Consider the following 17472-nt stretch of genomic DNA (forward strand, 5'->3'; position numbering starts at 1 on the left):
GTTCGGGCCGTTTGACCCCGATACCAATAAAATTATTCGTTTACGTACTCTAACCAGCCATTTTCGTCATCAGCTTGACCTTTAACCAAAGCGAAATAGGCCTGCTGTAACTCTTCCGTAATTGGACCTCTACCACCATTACCAACCGTAATTTTATCTACGCTGCGAACAGGTACTACTTCCGCTGCGGTACCAACCATAAAGAACTCATCAGCAAGATAAAGCGCTTCGCGAGCGATCGGCTCTTCACGTACTTCATAACCGCGTTTTTTCGCCAAATAGATGATAGTGTCACGCGTAAGACCTGGTAGAATACAAGCTGTGGTAGGCGGGGTGTAAAGCACGCCTTTTTTCACAACAAATAAGTTCTCACCAGCACCTTCGCTCAGATAACCATTAACATCAAGCGCGATCCCTTCAACATAACCATTACGCTTCGCCTCACCTGAAATAAGCTGTGAAGATAAATAGTTACCACCCGCTTTAGCCGCTGTAGGCATGGTGTTTGGTGCAAGGCGGCTCCAAGAAGAAACACACACATCAACACCTTGCGCTAAGCCTTCTTCACCAAGGTACGCACCCCATTCCATCGCAGCGACTGTCATATCTGCACGGTGCGATTTCGGATTTAAACCAAGGCCGACATGACCTAAAAATGCAAATGGACGAAGGTAAGCATTGGTAAAGTCATTTGCACGGATTGTCTCTTTACATGCCGCAATTACTTCCTCTTGGGTAAAAGGAATTTCCATACGGTAGATCTTCGCGGAATCAAAGAGGCGCTGAATATGATCGGTTAAGCGGAAAACAGCTGGACCATTTGGCGTATCGTAAGCACGGATCCCTTCAAAAACTGAGCTGCCATAATGTAAAGCATGACTAAGCACATGGGTGGTCGCTTGAAAATAAGGAACCATTTCACCGTTATGCCAAATTACTTCTGATGTTTGTGTCATTGTTAACTACCTTAATTCTTCTAAATTGCCTGTTTCTGTAGTGTATGCAAGTCAACCGCTTGCACTTCTACTAGCTTACTCAGTTGTGAGGTTAATAAATAGATAGGTTTGTCACTATCTACCGTCATTTTGACGTGGAATAAGTCATCTTGACCTTGTAATTCCAAATTCGTTAAGCGAAATCCGCGATGTCTGGCTACGCGTAAAAAGCGCTCCACTGCGATACTCTGTTGTTTTACTGCAACGGTTAAATGGTGTTTCATGAAAGGCTCTCCGTCATCATTTCATCATTGGCAGCACCAGGTGGAACAAGCGGCCATACGTTTTCTTTATCGTCGATACAAGCATGTAAAATATAGGGCCCTTGCGCATTCACTATGGCGTCAACGGCGTCATCTACTTGGTTTGCATGAGTAATTGTCTGCCCAGGAATACCGAACACGGCAGCCAAAGAGACAAAATCTGGATTGTCTGACAGGTCGGTTTCACTGTAACGACCGTCAAAAAAGAGTTGCTGCCACTGTCTCACCATACCCAGCCTTTGATTGTCTAATATCAATATCTTAACGGGCAGGTTATTACGGCGGATGGTTGCTAACTCTTGAATATTCATCATGATGGAGCCGTCGCCAGATACCGTGATCACCGTGTTGTCTGGACGTGCTATCTGTGCCCCAATTGCAGCAGGTAAGCCAAATCCCATCGTGCCTGCACCGCCACTACTTAAGTGATTGCTTGGATGACTGAATTTCATGTGCTGGGCCACCCACATTTGATGTTGGCCTACATCGCAGCACACTACCGCTGTATTGGGTAGCTTCTGGCTAAGTTGATTTAACAAGTACGGTGCAAATACTTTTTCGCCAGGATAGTCATAACGCCATGCATGTTGACGTTGCAGTGCTTCGATGGTCTCTAGCCATTCGCTATTCGTAACCACACACTCAAGTTGTGGCAATGACTGTTTTAAGTCTGCAATAAGCGAAGCCGCTGCGGGTTTGCGTTTACCCACTTCTGCAGGGTCGATATCTAAATGGATCACCTTTGCCCCTGCAGCAAACTTTGCCAAATTCCCCGTTACACGGTCGTCAAACCGTGCCCCGATACATACCAATAAGTCGCATTGCTGAACCGCCAAATTAGCCGCTTGAGTACCGTGCATACCTAGCATTCCTAAGTCATAATCATAATCCGGCGTTACGCTGCCCAAAGCTTTTAGCGTCGATACGGCCGGCATATGGGTCTTTTCTAAAAATTGCATCAGCTGTGACTGCGCATCAGCGCTTTGCACGCCACCGCCAATGTAGGCAACAGGTCGTTTAGCGTCACATAATAATTGATTGGCTTTTGCTACTTCAGTTTGTGAAACCTTCGGCTGTTCGTCTTGTGGCGCAGCAAAAGGATGAAAAGGTACTTTAGCTAACTGGATATCTTTGGGAATATCGACCAACACCGGACCGGGTCGACCAGACTGCGCTAAGTACATGGCTTCTTGTAATATCTCAGCCAAGTCTTCCGCTCGCTCAACCATGTAGCTGTGCTTAGTACATGACAAAGACATGCCCAGTACATCCACCTCTTGAAAGGCATCCGAACCGATAGCAGCGGTCGGCACTTGCCCAGTGATAGCCAATAGCGGAACTGAATCCATCATGGCATCAGCAAGTGCGGTGATAAGGTTCGTCGCGCCGGGTCCAGAAGTGGCAAAACAAACCCCAAGCTTGCCAGTACTGCGAGCATACCCAACAGCAGCAAAACCAGCACCTTGCTCATGACGAGTCAAATAATGCTTAACTGGCGCGCCATACAAAGCGTCATAAATGGGCATGATGGCACCACCTGGGTAACCAAATACGTGTTTAACGCCTTGCTCTTCTAGCACCTTGATAACAAGTTGTGCGCCGGTTGTTGAATTGCTCATGATCTGCTCTCAGTTGCCTTTTTTATGCTCTAAAACGAAAACGCCCCCCGAACCTTTTGGTGCGGGGGGCGTTTATGCTGATACTTTTCTTACAGCACTAACTAGCCCCCGCGGTAATAATAATCACCACGTTGATAATCACGACTAGTAGAGTTGCTGTTAGTAACATTGCTTGAATTCCGTAAATTTAAACTTGGCAATCATTCAGTGTAAGCACTGTGCTGCCTCTTTTTCTATTAATACCGCGCCTTGCACACTGAAGTCAACACAAAAAACTATGCTATTTAAAATTAAAAACCCGAGTTTAACGCATAAAAAAACCAAAAAAACACAAACTAAAGAATTAAAACAACCACACATTTTAAAATGCGAATTTTCTATTGGTTCAGTTTCGATATAACGAAAAATTTACTTTCCCGATTTGCCCATATGAAATTTTTTCTACCGCCCAAGCGTACTTCATTTTTTAGTGACATTCACATTTCGATATCGCAGACTGACTTTTTAAAACCAACAGGGATCATTACTATGGTTAAAGTATTTTCACCATTGTTATTTATTTATCTTTACTTAAGCCTTTTCAGTAATCTCGCCAACGCAGAAGTTGGCCTGTGGAAAGTAGAAAAGGACAACAAAACGTCGTACTTATTTGGTACCGTCCACGTCGGTGACGAACAAATGCATGGTTTACCAGCCAAGGTAAAAAGCGCCATTGCGAGTAGTGATAGAGTCATGGTTGAAGTGAACTTAGAGGCGCTTTCTCCATTTGCGATCCAACAGCGCTCCATGCCATTTATGCTGTTAAAAAACAACCAAACACTAAAAGATCAGCTCTCTGCAGAAGTCTATCAGAAGCTACAAGACTACTTTTCCAAAAAGCAGATAGATATCGCCTTATTTGAACGCTATGCGCCATGGGCCGTGATGATAACTATGCTACAACTGGAATATCAAAAGCTTGGATTTACCGATACCAATGGCATCGATAAACAAGTAATTGCCTACGCAAACGAAAAGAAGATCCCAATTGGTGAATTTGAAACCTTAGAATATCAACTTGAAATGTTCAGTCAGCTGAGTATTCATAGTGACGCTATGCTCAAGGAAACATTTGCACAGATGTCTGATTTGAACACCTACTTCTTGGATTTAGTTTCCGCATGGCGAAGCGGCGATTTAGAGAAGTTATCACATTACTATCAGGTAAGTTTTTCGGATGATAAATATGGCAAATTAGCCGAGCAATTGATGATCATTGAACGCAATAATAACTGGGTGAAAATGCTTAAAAAGCAGCTCCCCAATGAATCAACGTTTATTGCCGTTGGTGCATTACATCTTGTTGAAAAATATGGTCTTGTTGAGCAGCTTAAAAACAATGGTTATTCAGTCACCCGACTATAACACTCAGCGCTATCTTGCCAAGAGGTAAGCAGTTTACTTTGTAGGCGTGTTAAACAGATACTTCCATTAACACGCCCTAAAAAAATAAAAATCTTTTTAAACCTTTTCATTTTTATGTGCGACTTACCTTTCAAACACTCTCGTTGAAGGTAAAAAATAATGAAAAAGGTAGCGTTAGTTTTAGCATTAAGTGCAGCGGCAATGACTGCACAAGCAGAAGATTCAAAAACCATTACAGCATCATTCCCAAGCAATAGCCTAGCCGAGTTAGAAGTGGATATTGCCGTAGGTAAAATCGACCTACAAACTTACAACGGCGACACCATAGAGGTCGAAATTTTGGTTGAACCGAAAGAGTCAGACAGTTGGTTTGGTAAACCAGATGTGAGTGAGGCCACCCTAAACAGCAACACATCAGGGGATAAATTATCACTTGAGATCAATTCGGATGATTATGAACTATCTTGGCAAGTTAAGGTGCCTGTTAATTTGGCTTTAGATGTTGAGGTTGGTGTTGGCAAAATTGATATTCAAGATCTTAATAACTCTGCTGATTTAGAGGTAGGCGTAGGAAAAATTAAAATTGAGACTACCACCACCGATTTCAAAAAAGTGTCTTTAGATTCAGGTGTTGGTAAAACGGCAATGTCAGGTTTTGGCAACGTAGAAACTTCCGAAAAGAGTATGGTTGGCTCGACAACAGACTATCGTGGTCAAGGCCAGTATTCCATCGATGCAGAAGTCGGAGTTGGAAATATTCGTTTAAGACGAGACTAAGTCTCCACACTTATTCAGTAATAGCGCCACTTTGCTATGCAGCACATCCGGTTGCAACGGCTTATACAAATGAGCCGTTGCGCCAAGTGCGTAGACCTTATCCAGATCCTCCGCATTGGTATTTGCGGTCACGACCAAAATAGGCACAGCTGGATCTAGCTTTCTCAAACGCTCAGTGGCTTCAAAGCCATCCATCACAGGCATATTCAAATCCATTAGCACGATATCAAACTTACCCACCTCATATACTTCAAGGGCACCTTCACCATGTTCGACATGCGTTACCAATTTTGCTATGGGCTGAAGCATTTTTTCAATCACGCGTGCATTTAGTAAATTATCTTCCACCAGTAAAATGCGAGCCGACACCTGCTCCATTGTATGAGCCGGTACCTGTTGATTGTCAATTTCAATAGGGACTCTCAGGATTGCTCTTGTACCGATTGGCTCCCTTGCACTAAAATCTAATCGTCCTCCAAGCGCTGAGGTGAGTAATTGGCAACGCTTCAGCCCTAACTGCGTGCCTTGAAAATGCTCGCTATGCACAGCTTCTCGTAACTGCTGATAGTCGAACCCAGGCCCAGTATCTTCAACGACAAATTCTAAATATGGTGTATCTTCATCTATAACCAAATCCGCAAATACTTGAATGCTGCCACGCTCAGTAAATTTAATTGCATTATTAACCAATTCACTGATCAACCAACCAACACGCTTACAATCACAATAACAAGTCACATCTAACTCATTACTCAATGCCAAATTAAAAGCGAGAGATTTCTTGTGTGCGGTTAGTTGAAAGGCGATACAAGCTGACTTTATTACTTCTCGCAATGCGACTTGATGACGCTCAATAACCACTTCTTGCTCGGAAAGGTTATTAAAGTCTTGAACCGAATAGAGTAATACATCCAATTGATTTGCTGCGCTTTTCACATGCTGTAATTGCTGCGTGTCTTTGCTCCTCAGATATTCATCTAAATACCCCTGAATGGCCTGCAATGGTGTTCTTAGCTCGTGACTAACGCGTGCTAAAAATCGTGATTTTGAGTGTAATGCATCGTCAGCAAGCTTTCTTGCCGCCTCTAATTTATCGAGTGCTTCAGCAATTTCTCGCGCCATTGGGCGAAATACAAGTTTCGCTTCTATAAACAGTAGCAACAGTCCAAGTAGCCAGATTAACAATTCTATTTTCCTCACCATCTCTGTTTTACTTCGCGCATGCTGCTCGAATAGTGAAACGGCATCATTCAGGTTTGGGAGTATATGCTGAGACGCAGTAAAGATTTGCTCCATTAATTGAGGAGTGGATTGCTGTAACCGAGACCTTGATAAAGTGACAAAAGTAGTACTTTGCAAATCCAACTGCACCGGCCCTTGGTAGTAAAGCGCTGTAAGCGCCTCATTCAGATAAATAGCCTCTCCACTACTTTCTGTTTTAGTTAAAAACTCATGATTACTTTCAAACTTATCAATGGCTTGACGCAGCGCTTCACTATCTCGTTGATTGTCTTGCGCACTATATAGCGCGATACGTTGGGACAACATCCGCTGCATACCCGCAATATTAATTACGTGTGCATCTAGGCTCTGCTGATACAGTAGATATTGCATAACCCCCATCGCCATCGACAACAATATAGCCATAGCTAGTAACGCCCCGATATAGCGATTTTTAACTTTACTTATTAACGACATATTTTTGTTTTTCATCTCATAGCATTGTCTCAGCGGCAATGTTAAGTGTAGTTAACAATCGTATTATTTACAGTCTGATGCTTGACACCTAGACGGCCAAAATGTTTCAATGCGCGTTCACCCTATTTAGATAGTTTGATGCCACGGCGTCAAATTGAGGGCTGGAAGAGGTGCGTTATTCAGGTAACTAAGTGAAGGAGAGCAAACTCCGTTGCAGCTTAGTGAGGGGAATATACGCCGAGAAATTGAGTTATTGTTTGCTAATACTCATTTCGGGCGACTGGGCTGAATCCCAGCGACTGTCACCAACATACTTGGTGGAGAGCTTCTGGTCTTAGAAAAATAAGGCCATTGGCTGCCTTATCCTTTTTAAGTCCATTGCTCTTCGAATTTTAACAGTTCGAAGTTTGGACACCCTCCTAACTCCGAACATGATTTAAGTTCGGTAGAGATGAAATCACAATTCAACTTATCTGACTATCCGTTGTGGACGGCCTTAGTAACGCCTTTTGATGCTGAAAATCAGGTTGATTTTAACGCATTAACGACGCTTGTACGCGATCAAGAGCAAGCTCGTAACGGTATTCTTTTACTAGGCAGTACCGGCGAAGGCCTTGCGCTTACCCAACAAGAACAGCAACAAATCGTTGAGTTTGTTTGCCAGCTCGCCCCAAGCGTACCACTTATGGTTGCCGTTGGCGGCAGTGATCTTGAGCAGCAAACACAATGGGTGCGCTTTTGTAATTCGCAGCCCATTCATGCGCTCTTACTTGGCTCACCAATCTACGCAAAGCCCGGCAAAGTTGGTCTGGCACATTGGTTTAGTACGCTACTCGATGAGAGCCATAACCCTTGCATGCTCTACAATGTACCTGGTCGCAGTGCCGTTGCTATCGCCCCTGACCTACTCGGCGAACTAGCTTGCCACCCTAATCTGTGGGCACTAAAAGAAGCCAGTGGTGATATTGCCACCTTTGAAGCATTTCGTCAGGCAGCACCTGATGTCGCCATCTATAGCGGCGACGATGGCCTTATGCCCTACTTTGCACAAGCAGGTGCAACGGGTCTGGTGTCTGTTGCGGCAAATGCATGGCCGCAGCAAACCGCAGAATTTGTAAGGCGCTCGTTAAGCGGCACCTCTCCTAATTTATTTACCACCTGGTCAGAAGCTGCAAATAGCTTATTTGCAGTGGCAAATCCCATTCCAGTCAAAGTGTTAATGCACTTGCAAGGTAAGCTCACAAGTCCAAACTTGCGCCCGCCACTGACACATTTGGAACTCACCCATACCGATGCGATCACTCGCGCGAACGAAACGATTTTATCTTGGAATTAAGGCAGTAAACATGAGCTGGTTAACCCTACTAAACGATTTAGAAAATGGCACAGTACGTGCAGCAACACAGGATGAGCAAGGCCATTGGCATGCTAACGTAGAAGTAAAACAAGGGATCCTTGAGGCATTTAGAAATGGCGTAAATACGGAATTCCCAGGTGGTTTTGTTGATAAGGATAACTTAGCACCACGCGGATTTGCTGCCCAAGATGGTGTTCGTATGGTTCCAGGCGGAAGCAGTGTAAGACGTGGCGCTTACGTCGCAGCGGGCACAATCATTATGCCACCGGCTTATGTCAACATTGGTGCCTATATTGATTCAGGTACTATGGTAGATAGTCATGCGTTGGTTGGTTCTTGCGCGCAAATTGGTAAAAATGTGCACCTTAGCGCAGCGGTGCAAGTGGGTGGTGTATTAGAACCAGTTGGAGCAAGCCCTGTTGTTGTTGAAGACGATGCCTTTATTGGTGCAGGCTGTGTATTGGTTGAAGGGGTTGTTGTTAAACGCGGTGCCGTATTAGCACCGGGTGTGCGCCTTTCAGCAAGTATTCCTGTCTATGACTGCGTGAACGAGCACTTGCTTGACAAAGGTGAAGCCATCCCTGAAAACGCGATAGTGATCCCAGGCTCTCGTCCAGCCTCAACTGAGTGGGCACGCGAGCAGGGATTAAGTATGTCATGCGCACTTATCGTAAAATACCGTGATGAACAAAGTGATGCATCACTGGCGCTGGAAGAGGTTCTACGCTAATGACTTGGTTGAGCACGTCACAGCGAACTGCAGCTGAGGCATTGATCCAGCAACAAGATACGCCATTCTTTTGCTACGATTTAGATAACCTAAGTGCACATGTTAAGCCCTTAGTTGATCAGCAAATCGTTAAGCTTTGGTATGCCGTAAAAGCGAATCCGTTATCACATATCATTCAAACCCTAGATAACGCTGGGTTTAACTTTGATGTGGCATCTAGCGGCGAGCTTGATCAGGTGTTATCTCAAGGGATCGCACCTGAACGCGTGCTCAACACAGGTCCTGCCAAATCGCTAAAGCAGATCCGTCATTTTGCCACACAAGGCGTACGTATTTTCGTGGCTGAAAGTCACAATCAAGTACGCTGGTTAAATCAAGTGGCCGAAGAGTTTGAGCTTCAATTTGAAGTTTTACTGCGGGTGCAGTTACGCTTTGATAAAGCAGAGCACAATCCACTTGGTGGCAATACGCTGACTCCTTTTGGTCTTGGCGCAGAGCAGTGGCAAGCCCTAACTTTAAGTGACTACACCTACCTAGACTTTGTCGGACTGCATATTTTCCAGTGGGGCAATATGCTCTGCAGTGATACGCTCGCTGAACTTTGGCAGGCTATGGTTGCACCTTTAGTTCAGCTCGCTGCTGATTTAGGGATTACTCTAAAGGTGCTCGACTTAGGTGGCGGCCTTGGCATTCCCTATGATAGGCAAAGCCCTTCTCTCGATTGGCAGAAATTATTAGACACGCTCGCATTGATAAAATCCGCCACGCAAGTGCAAGAATTATGGATGGAGTTAGGCCGCTATGCGGTTGGCGAATGTGGTTTTTATCTCAACCCTGTGGTGGAACAAAAGCAAAACTACGGTGCACAACAACTGATTGTCGCAGGCGGTGTCAATCACCTGCTGCGTCCGGCCGTTACCGGACAAGCTTTCCCCGCTGAATTGTTACGCCAGTCTCAAGCTGAGGCCATAGACTTTCATATTCATGGCCCACTTTGCACAGCATTGGATAAATTAGGCACCCTAGCCTTACCAAGCGACAGTGCCGATGGCGATTGGCTTGTTTTCAGTCAGTGTGGCGCTTACGGCTACACCGAAAGTATGCCGTTCTTTTTATGTCATGAGCTCCCTGCAGAGTACATCATCTCAGCTGGAGAAATCAGCTGTGTCCGTGAAGCAGAGCCCGCTTCAAGTTATTTGAGGTAAACATGAATACCATTACACAACAACATATTCAGGTTGGTGAAATTGCCAACGGCTTGCCTTTGACTATTCCAGTCTATCGCATCAAAGGCGATGGCAGTGGGCCTAAGGTGTATATTCAAGCGAATATGCATGGCGCTGAAGTGCAAGGTAATGCAGTGATTTATCAACTGCTGGAACAGTTGAAACAATTGTCATTAAAAGCGGACATCACCTTAGTGCCTTACGCAAACCCGATTGGTTGTAATCAGAAATCTGGTGAGTTTACCTTAGGGCGTTTCGATCCAATTACGGGCACGAATTGGAATCGAATGTACATCAACCATTCCGGGTTGGTTGCCGAGTTTGTGGAGCAAAACCCGACGCTATCAATAACAGAAATCGCTCAGCAATTTCGCCAACGATTAGTTGAGTGTACTCAGGCACTACTTGATGGGCCCTTAGATAGGTTGACGACAGGTAAGCGCATCGCCTTGAATTTACAGCGTCTAGCTCATGAGGCTGACATTGTTTTAGACCTTCATACGGGACCAATTTCAGCAAAACACCTGTATTGTCCTGAGTATGCAAAAAACAGCGCTCGATATTTTGATATTCCACATGTGTTACTTATTCCAAGTGACTTTGATGGAGCAATGGATGAAGCCAGTTTTTGTCCATGGTGGAACTTGCAGCAAGCCTATCAGGCTATAGGCCGAGAGATCCCAGTATTAACCGAAGCGTTTACAGTTGAACTTGGCTCTCAAGAAAAGATTGATTTAGCGGAAGCATTGAATGACGCTAACAGCATTTTGAGCTACTTGAACCATAAACAGGCCTTTCAAGATGCGCACTTTATGCCACAAGACATCACCCGTTACGTCTGTCGACTAGAAAATTATCGCGCCTTTTATGCCCCAATGGGAGGCATGGTGGAGTATACGGCAAAGCTTGGAGAGCATATCAAGGCGGGTCAAACCATCGCCAAAATTCTCAGAATGGAGCGCTATTTATCAGAAACGCCCTTAAATGAGATCAAGTTAGACGAAGATGCCATCGCCATTTTGCACTTTGCCTCTGCTAGTGTGAATCAAGGTACTGAGCTTTATAAGTTTTTTACTCAAGTTGAAACGCTTTAACTTGAGTACTTTTATTGCGTGAGAGTAAGTCAAAGCAAATAAGCTCTGCTTGTTTAGCTTAACGCTTACTAAGGTATGGCGGCGATAGCCGCCACCTTTTTCTTATTCGACCGTATTTTTCTTTCTGACATTTTTGACCTTCGAGATTCATTTCCCTTTCATTATCATTGGTTAATAATGTAATCAATTGTACTTACTCTCGGCGCACACAGGATGAAACTTACACACTTATCAATACCGGCTTTGGCCTTGCTTACCTTGCCACTTTACGCTCAAGAAGCCCAACAGGAAGATGAAATCGATTTAGTCAAACAGTGCGTGCTAAACGCGGTGTTAACTGGAGAAAAAGATAAAACCATAGAGCAGGTCCGTACCGAATGTGCCGAGGCTGATGCAGATAATACCTTAAGCCAATTAGATAAACGCATGGCGCGTGAACGTGTAACGGAAAAAAACCGTAATGTATTAACACCACATAAGCGTAACTATATTTTGCCAGTTTCTTATATGACCAACGTCAACAGCAGACCATTCGACGGTCTAAAAGCCATTGACGATGAAGACGGCGAGCCAATCGACAACTTTGAAGCCAAATACCAAATCTCGTTAAAAGCGCCTATTTATAAAAATTTTTCGGATAAAGATCAGGCAATCTATTTTGCTTTTACGCTGCAATCATATTGGCAGCTGTACAACAAAGATGTGTCTTCGCCATTTCGTGAAACCAACTATGAACCAGAAATCTTTTGGATTAACTTTTTAGATGATGAAAACGTGCTGTGGGGCGATGAGATGGCCTTTGTACTTGGGATTTCCCACCAATCTAACGGTCGCAGTCAACCAAACTCCCGCTCTTGGAATCGTATCTATGCGAATTTTATCTGGGAAAACCGAGGCTTTGTATTCAGCTTTAAACCTTGGTATCGCTTACCCGAAGACGACAAAGAAGATGCCTTGGATCCACGCGGAGACGACAATCCAAATATCGATGAGTACTTAGGTCACTTCGAGTTTAGTGGGGTATATCGCCACGAAGAGCATGAGTTTGGCTTTATGTGGCGCAATAACTTAAACAGTGATAATCGCGGTGCAATTCAATTAGACTGGTCATTCCCGATTTGGGGAAGGCTGCGCGGCTACGCACAATACTTTAATGGCTACGGCGAAAGCTTAATAGACTATAACACACATACCCAAAGGCTCGGTATTGGCGTGCTACTCACTGATATTCTTTAAGCGCATTCGAATACAAAAAAAGCTCTGAAAACTCAGAGCTTTTTCGTTTGGAAAGCTGAGAATAATTCTCTACTTATTGCGGTTTAATTACCACAAACTGTCCCTCAAATTTAGCAACTAGCATGTCACCATCATAGACATTCACTGGCACCACATATTTTGCTTTGCCAGCCGTCTCTAGCGCTTGCAATTCACCTTCACAGTCCGCAATGGTAACCGTTGCCGCTGGTGCCGTGGTTAAAGGTTTTAGATATTTAATATTGGCGTCAGCCAACACAATATCTCCCTCTAACCCAAGCTCTTTAAGTGCTAAATAAGTCGCCCCCCAGCCCGTTAGCGTCGCCATGCTATATATAGAACCTGCAAACATCGAGTTGTGTAAATTGAGGTTCGCTTTTAAATCAGCCTTAGTGGAAAACTGCCAATCTGTATAGCTTTCTACTTTAATCCCCATCGCATCACTGATTGGAATAGACTCGCGCCAAGTATTTTGTAATACATGGGTCCAATCTGGCTGCCTAAACCAGCCCGGCTCTGTAGGTCGTTGCTTTACCATCTTCCAGTGCTGCACATCGCCATAGGCTAAGTGTGCCTTTTCAACCACTTGATAGCCATGACGTTCGTAAAATGATAACGCGCGCTCGCGAGCATACAAAACCAGCTCTTCTGCTTTTTGCGTCCACGCAATAACCTCAAGCTCGTGTAGCAAACGACTACCTAAGTGATGACCTCGATGCCCTTCTGCAACGGCCATATAGCGTACTTGTGCTTGCTTATGATTGTTAAAATGGAGCCTAGCTACGCCTAACACTTCACCATCATTATTTTTAATGTAGCGATGTTCAGCTTCTTGTTCTAAATCATCCTGTTCGCTGCCACGAGGTTGATCCCATGGCGCTCTTAACACCTGCCAGCGTAACTGGTAATAGGCTTGCCAATCTTCGCTGCTTTGTGGTGAAGTTACCTCAAACATCACTGACTCCTGTTTTGTTATTAGCCTGTTAAATGACTTTGAATCTAGTACGGATACACCCTACAAGATAAGCTCAGTGTAGGGAATAAAATGCGCCAAAACACTTATCCCTTAGTGTAAAAACTGGTGGACAAGCTGGCATTCACAAAATCCTCGTCTATGATGATGTTATCATGGGAGAATTTATTACGCATTCAGGCACTATCAGCAACGATTTTGTGGACCGGAGCCACCAACTAGGACACTTGCTATATTGGCATAAACAAGGCAGAAATAGCATCCAAGTGCGGCAAGAGAAATCGTTGAGATGGCTTCTGATAAACAACACATTACAATCCGTTGTGGAGTTAAACCACCCGGAGCACTTGTTATTTCCTCATTTAAAAACATTCGCGAGTCGCTGGCAGCAAGTCGCCCCGCCGACCAGCGTACTGGAGCTGGGTCTTGGCGCAGGTGCAATCCGTGATTACCTCAATGCCACTTATCCAAATTGTCATATTACCACCATAGATAACAACCCAGATGTGATCCATTGTTACAAACGCTACTTTGGGGGCGACCCTTTGTGCGATGTTAATTGTGTTGATGTATTTAAAGCGTTGCAACAAGGCAAACGCTACGATTGGATAGTGCTCGATTTATTTAGCGAACTTGAGCCCCCCATCTTCTTGTTTCAGCACCAGTTTTATCGCCTACTCAGAGCTGCTATTAATGATGGGGGCCGACTGTATATCAACTTTTTAACTGAGCATGAGTCGCAGCTCAAGCAACTTCAACACTTATTAATTACCAACTTTGGTAAAAAGCCCTTTATCGAAAAAGTGCCGGACTACGCCAACATAATTATCGAGGTTAAACGCTAACACTGGCTGACCCTAGTTTTTTCGTCAAATCACTATTCAACACTAAAATTAAAAGTCACAGGGCCGTCATTCAGTAAACTCACCTTCATATCCGCAGCAAATTGTCCCGTCGCGACTTTCAAGCCAGCTTCCTTAGCTTGAGCCACAAAGTATTCGTAGAGTGTATTCGCTTGCTCAGGTGTTCCTGCGCTCGAAAAACTTGGCCTCATGCCTTTTTTGGTGTCTGCCGCCAAGGTGAATTGCGATACAACCAATAGTTCACCTTCAATGTCTTTTAAACTTAAATTCATTTTTCCCTTGTCGTCAGTAAAAATACGGTAGTTACTTACCTTGTGCAGTAACTTATCCGCCGTTTGCTCTGTATCCGGCTTTTCAACGCCTAATAGTAACAATATCCCCTGATCGATTTGACCTACAATCTTACCTTCTACTTCTACCTTTGCTTCGCTGACCCTTTGAATTAGTCCTTGCACTACCTACCTCTTGTGACTGCTAATGATGCTGAATTTTGCACAGTAATAGATCAGCCGCCCGCCTTATTGCTTCTGCATAAACGGGGTTAGCACAACAATGCCCAACCCCATTTAAAATCAGCAACTGCGCCTTAATGCTTTGTGCTAACTGATGAACTGGTGCGTACCGACACATTAAATCATGCCGACTGTGAATAAACCAGATAGGTAAGTGATTGAGCTGATGTGCATCTGCTGTAATTTGCTGTGTTTTGATAAAGCACTGGTGACTAAAAAAATGCACCATATGCTGTGCTTTACTGAGCTGCTTGTCTGCTTTGCAGAGCCTAATACCTTGCGTATCGCTATCCGTTGTGATCAGATTATCCCACTCACACCAGCGCTGCGCCGCTTTTCTTTTGAGTAACTCATCCTCGCTAAAAAGTGCCGAATGATAATGGTCTAGCAAGGATTCCACAGTTTGTGCACCTTGTGCAAAGGCAAGATACTGCTCTGGATAAATTTGTGCGGGGGCACCTTGGCTACCATAAAGCCAATGAAGATCCGCCTCATTGCCCAAAAAACTCGACCACAACACCATCCCCAAGACATCTTCACGATGTTGCTCAGCATAAAGCAGTGCCAGCATGGCACCGAAAGACTCCCCGGCGAGTACAACCTTTTGCAGCCCTAAATGCGCACGAATGGAATGAATATCTTTCAGCAGGTTCGCGGTATTTATATTACCAAAGTCAGCAGGCGTTGAGTTGCCACAGCCTCGCTGACTAAACAGGATGATGCGGTATTTTTGCGGATTGAAATAACCAAGCACATTACGAGAATGGCCCTGACCTGGGCCACCATGCAGCATGATAAGTGGTGTGCCATCACTGCAGCCATATTCCTCTATGCCCAATTGATGTCCTTCACCTACCGCGAGATGAAAGCGACGTAATGCATCGCCATGTTGATACAATAAGCTCATAACTCCCCCTTGGGGGCTTAAGCTAACCGTTATCGGTAAAAGCTAAAGTCCCTGCGCGTCTGGTGGGTCAAACTCCGAGCTTGCATCTAGTCCTGCAGCTTCCATATCTTGGGTTAAGCACACGGTAAACTCAGCACCTAACAACACCACTATCCAAGATAAATATACCCAAACAAAAAGAATAGGTACTGTTGCGAGTGCCCCATAGATAACTTCGTATGAGGGAAAATGGCTAATGTATAATGCAAAGCCTTTTTTCGTTAGCTCGAATAACAAAGCTGCAAACAAAGCACCCGGAACCGCGGCTCGAAATGACACACTGGTATTTGGTACTAAAGTATAGAGCATGATGAAGCCAACCATAGAAATTAAATAGGGCAACATCTTAATTAGTGCACCACTAAACCCTGGGATCCCTTGATCGGCAAATGTCACTAAAGAAACGATATAAGATGTCATACCAATACTCGCGCCCAATAGCACAGGGCCAAGCGTGAGCACCATCCAATAAATCGCAAACGAAATCATCAATGGACGTTTTTGCTTCACTCGCCAAATTCGGTTGAGCGTGGTGTCAACATTACGAATAAGTAATAAAGCCACGACGGCCAAAAAACTCACCCCCACAGCTGTCATCTTATTCGCGTTGCCAGTAAACGCACTGATGTGCTCTTTAATGGTGTCCGTCGATGTTGGCACAAAGTTATTGAACACAAAGTTTTCAATTGCAAAACGCGTATCTTCAAATCCAGGAAACGCCGAAAAAATTGCTACACCCACCGCAACTAAGGGGACCAACGATAACAGTGTGACATACGCTAAATAGCCCGCGTTGACCGTGATCTGGTCCTCAATACACCGCTTACTATAGCGGCGCCACCAGCTAGGCTGAGAATGTAAGAATCGCAGTGCTACGACCTTCATTTCGGTTATTCTTTGCATCATAATCAAGTTAATATTCATGGATCACTTTACACATCATAACAATCCCCGCCATAATTTATAGCGCTAAATAGTAATATATAACGACGGTCACATGGCCACTTACTGATTATTGACCTTCTAGAGCCCGGGAGTGCAAATGAAGAAACTCACCTTAAGCGCAGTGTTACTTTTACTCGTTACTGGCTGCCAAAGTGCCTATTACGCCACCATGGAAAAGTTTGGTGTGCATAAACGCGAGATATTGGTTGATCGTGTCGAAGAAACAAAGGAGTCCCAAGAGGAATCACAAAAAGAGTTTCAATCGGCATTGGAAAGACTCACCACGTTAATTAATTTTAATGGTGGTGAGTTACAAGAAGCCTATAACCTGCTTAACGATGACTACCAATCATCCCTTGCCGCTGCTGCTGAAGTAAGTAGCAATATAGACAAAGTGGAAGACGTGGCAAACGCGCTATTTGACGAGTGGCAAGATGAACTTGAGCAATATTCGAGTGCAAACCTAAAACGTGAGAGTGCTAAGCAATTAAGTCAAACACAGCGCCAATTTGAACGCTTACTTCGCTCAATGCGCAGCAGTGAAGCCAAAATGCAACCCGTGCTCGACTCACTACAAGATAATGTGCTGTACCTTAAGCACAACCTAAATGCACAAGCGGTAAGCGCTATTAAAGGTGAGTTTACAGGGTTAAAGCGTGATATTAGCGCCCTAATCGCAGATATGAATCGCTCTATTGAAGATTCGAATAAGTTTATTGCTGAGATGAATGCACGTAGCGCGTGAGTATCTTAGCCATTAACTGGTGATAAATAAGACTAAATAGTATCACCCAAAAAACATACCTCACTGCTATA

At 44.4% G+C, this 17472-nt stretch carries 17 protein-coding genes and 1 riboswitch; of the genes, 9 read left to right on the forward strand and 8 right to left on the reverse strand.

Going from position 1 to position 17472, the window contains the following annotated elements; translation table 11 throughout:
- Nucleotides 1-32: 32 nt before the first annotated feature.
- Genes L1271_RS19455 through ilvG form a run of 3 tightly spaced genes read right to left on the reverse strand, consistent with a single transcriptional unit; the run spans nt 33 to nt 2877 of the window.
- Nucleotides 33-956 (reverse strand): branched-chain amino acid transaminase, encoded by a 924-nt coding sequence (locus L1271_RS19455; RefSeq protein WP_235368582.1) that lies wholly within the window; start codon nt 954-956, stop codon nt 33-35.
- Nucleotides 957-976: 20 nt separating this feature from the next.
- The gene (gene ilvM / locus L1271_RS19460) at nt 977-1219 is read right to left on the reverse strand and encodes an acetolactate synthase 2 small subunit (RefSeq protein WP_010376329.1); all 243 of its coding nucleotides are present in this window, start codon (nt 1217-1219) and stop codon (nt 977-979) included.
- Nucleotides 1216-2877 (reverse strand): acetolactate synthase 2 catalytic subunit, encoded by a 1662-nt coding sequence (ilvG, locus tag L1271_RS19465; RefSeq protein ID WP_102055913.1) that lies wholly within the window; start codon nt 2875-2877, stop codon nt 1216-1218. The genes ilvM and ilvG overlap by 4 nt, the downstream gene beginning before the upstream one ends.
- A 528-nt stretch (nt 2878-3405) precedes the next feature.
- Here ilvG and L1271_RS19470 point away from each other — a divergent pair.
- Together L1271_RS19470 and L1271_RS19475 are read left to right on the forward strand one after the other, a co-directional pair.
- Nucleotides 3406-4281 carry a TraB/GumN family protein gene (locus L1271_RS19470; RefSeq protein ID WP_102055911.1) on the forward strand — a complete coding sequence of 292 codons (876 nt, stop codon included), beginning with the start codon at nt 3406-3408 and terminating at the stop codon, nt 4279-4281.
- A 159-nt stretch (nt 4282-4440) separates the two neighbouring features.
- Nucleotides 4441-5058, forward strand: a complete 618-nt coding sequence (locus tag L1271_RS19475; protein WP_010607762.1) for a hypothetical protein — start codon at nt 4441-4443, stop codon at nt 5056-5058.
- On the opposite strand, the gene L1271_RS19480 is transcribed toward L1271_RS19475, so the two are convergent.
- Complete coding sequence (locus L1271_RS19480) at nt 5044-6771, reverse strand: response regulator (protein ID WP_235368583.1); 1728 nt, start codon at nt 6769-6771, stop codon at nt 5044-5046. The genes L1271_RS19475 and L1271_RS19480 overlap by 15 nt on opposite strands.
- Before the next feature lie 142 nt (nt 6772-6913).
- Nucleotides 6914-7092, forward strand: a riboswitch (Lysine riboswitch).
- A 115-nt stretch (nt 7093-7207) separates the two neighbouring features.
- Here L1271_RS19480 and dapA point away from each other — a divergent pair.
- The 5 genes from dapA to L1271_RS19505 all read left to right on the forward strand — a co-directional run bounded on the left by dapA (nt 7208) and on the right by L1271_RS19505 (nt 12399).
- Nucleotides 7208-8092: a 4-hydroxy-tetrahydrodipicolinate synthase gene (gene dapA, locus L1271_RS19485; RefSeq protein WP_235368584.1), complete on the forward strand. Its 885-nt coding sequence runs from the start codon at nt 7208-7210 to the stop codon at nt 8090-8092.
- Nucleotides 8093-8102: 10 nt separating this feature from the next.
- On the forward strand, nt 8103-8843 hold the full coding sequence (locus L1271_RS19490) for a 2,3,4,5-tetrahydropyridine-2,6-dicarboxylate N-succinyltransferase (protein WP_235368585.1): 741 nt from the start codon (nt 8103-8105) through the stop codon (nt 8841-8843).
- A complete protein-coding gene (locus L1271_RS19495) occupies nt 8843-10048 on the forward strand; it encodes a PLP-dependent decarboxylase (RefSeq protein ID WP_235368586.1) in 1206 nt (401 codons plus the stop codon). The genes L1271_RS19490 and L1271_RS19495 overlap by 1 nt, the downstream gene beginning before the upstream one ends.
- Nucleotides 10049-10050: 2 nt before the next feature.
- Complete coding sequence (locus L1271_RS19500) at nt 10051-11163, forward strand: succinylglutamate desuccinylase/aspartoacylase family protein (RefSeq protein WP_235368587.1); 1113 nt, start codon at nt 10051-10053, stop codon at nt 11161-11163.
- A 213-nt stretch (nt 11164-11376) separates the two neighbouring features.
- Nucleotides 11377-12399, forward strand: coding sequence for a phospholipase A (locus tag L1271_RS19505; RefSeq protein WP_235368588.1), 1023 nt, complete (start codon nt 11377-11379; stop codon nt 12397-12399).
- 73 nt (nt 12400-12472) lie between these two features.
- Here L1271_RS19505 and L1271_RS19510 read toward each other — a convergent pair whose 3' ends face one another.
- A complete protein-coding gene (locus L1271_RS19510) occupies nt 12473-13372 on the reverse strand; it encodes a bifunctional GNAT family N-acetyltransferase/hotdog fold thioesterase (protein WP_010607756.1) in 900 nt (299 codons plus the stop codon).
- A gap of 173 nt (nt 13373-13545) precedes the next feature.
- Between L1271_RS19510 and L1271_RS19515 the strand changes: the two genes are divergently transcribed.
- Nucleotides 13546-14235, forward strand: a complete 690-nt coding sequence (locus L1271_RS19515) for a spermidine synthase (RefSeq protein ID WP_010607755.1) — start codon at nt 13546-13548, stop codon at nt 14233-14235.
- A 32-nt stretch (nt 14236-14267) separates the two neighbouring features.
- Here the strand turns inward: L1271_RS19515 and dtd are convergent, their stop codons facing one another.
- Genes dtd through L1271_RS19530 form a run of 3 tightly spaced genes read right to left on the reverse strand, consistent with a single transcriptional unit; the run spans nt 14268 to nt 16617 of the window.
- Nucleotides 14268-14708 (reverse strand): D-aminoacyl-tRNA deacylase, encoded by a 441-nt coding sequence (gene dtd / locus L1271_RS19520; protein ID WP_010607754.1) that lies wholly within the window; start codon nt 14706-14708, stop codon nt 14268-14270.
- Between the two features lie 19 nt (nt 14709-14727).
- Complete coding sequence (locus L1271_RS19525) at nt 14728-15672, reverse strand: alpha/beta fold hydrolase (RefSeq protein WP_102055905.1); 945 nt, start codon at nt 15670-15672, stop codon at nt 14728-14730.
- A gap of 42 nt (nt 15673-15714) precedes the next feature.
- A complete protein-coding gene (locus tag L1271_RS19530; RefSeq protein WP_442793313.1) occupies nt 15715-16617 on the reverse strand; it encodes a virulence factor BrkB family protein in 903 nt (300 codons plus the stop codon).
- Between the two features lie 136 nt (nt 16618-16753).
- Here L1271_RS19530 and L1271_RS19535 point away from each other — a divergent pair, with 136 nt between their 5' ends.
- Nucleotides 16754-17401 (forward strand): DUF2959 domain-containing protein, encoded by a 648-nt coding sequence (locus L1271_RS19535; protein WP_010607751.1) that lies wholly within the window; start codon nt 16754-16756, stop codon nt 17399-17401.
- Nucleotides 17402-17472: the final 71 nt, after the last annotated feature.

It is taken from the genome of Pseudoalteromonas sp. OF5H-5 (genome assembly GCF_021530695.1).
Taxonomy (GTDB): Bacteria; Pseudomonadota; Gammaproteobacteria; order Enterobacterales; family Alteromonadaceae; genus Pseudoalteromonas.

What these genes read in the sequence shown, in the direction of transcription:
- dapA (WP_235368584.1), top strand. Translation starts at nt 7,208, where the DNA reads ATGAAATCACAATTCAACTTATCTGACTATCCGTTGTGGACGGCCTTA.
- L1271_RS19475 (WP_010607762.1), top strand. Translation starts at nt 4,441, where the DNA reads ATGAAAAAGGTAGCGTTAGTTTTAGCATTAAGTGCAGCGGCAATGACT.
- L1271_RS19515 (WP_010607755.1), top strand. Translation starts at nt 13,546, where the DNA reads ATGGGAGAATTTATTACGCATTCAGGCACTATCAGCAACGATTTTGTG.
- ilvM (WP_010376329.1), bottom strand. Translation starts at nt 1,219, where the DNA reads ATGAAACACCATTTAACCGTTGCAGTAAAACAACAGAGTATCGCAGTG.
- L1271_RS19455 (WP_235368582.1), bottom strand. Translation starts at nt 956, where the DNA reads ATGACACAAACATCAGAAGTAATTTGGCATAACGGTGAAATGGTTCCT.
- L1271_RS19505 (WP_235368588.1), top strand. Translation starts at nt 11,377, where the DNA reads ATGAAACTTACACACTTATCAATACCGGCTTTGGCCTTGCTTACCTTG.
- L1271_RS19500 (WP_235368587.1), top strand. Translation starts at nt 10,051, where the DNA reads ATGAATACCATTACACAACAACATATTCAGGTTGGTGAAATTGCCAAC.
- L1271_RS19480 (WP_235368583.1), bottom strand. Translation starts at nt 6,771, where the DNA reads ATGAAAAACAAAAATATGTCGTTAATAAGTAAAGTTAAAAATCGCTAT.
- L1271_RS19490 (WP_235368585.1), top strand. Translation starts at nt 8,103, where the DNA reads ATGAGCTGGTTAACCCTACTAAACGATTTAGAAAATGGCACAGTACGT.
- L1271_RS19535 (WP_010607751.1), top strand. Translation starts at nt 16,754, where the DNA reads ATGAAGAAACTCACCTTAAGCGCAGTGTTACTTTTACTCGTTACTGGC.
- ilvG (WP_102055913.1), bottom strand. Translation starts at nt 2,877, where the DNA reads ATGAGCAATTCAACAACCGGCGCACAACTTGTTATCAAGGTGCTAGAA.
- L1271_RS19510 (WP_010607756.1), bottom strand. Translation starts at nt 13,372, where the DNA reads ATGTTTGAGGTAACTTCACCACAAAGCAGCGAAGATTGGCAAGCCTAT.
- L1271_RS19470 (WP_102055911.1), top strand. Translation starts at nt 3,406, where the DNA reads ATGGTTAAAGTATTTTCACCATTGTTATTTATTTATCTTTACTTAAGC.
- L1271_RS19495 (WP_235368586.1), top strand. Translation starts at nt 8,843, where the DNA reads ATGACTTGGTTGAGCACGTCACAGCGAACTGCAGCTGAGGCATTGATC.
- L1271_RS19530 (WP_442793313.1), bottom strand. Translation starts at nt 16,617, where the DNA reads ATGATGCAAAGAATAACCGAAATGAAGGTCGTAGCACTGCGATTCTTA.
- L1271_RS19525 (WP_102055905.1), bottom strand. Translation starts at nt 15,672, where the DNA reads ATGAGCTTATTGTATCAACATGGCGATGCATTACGTCGCTTTCATCTC.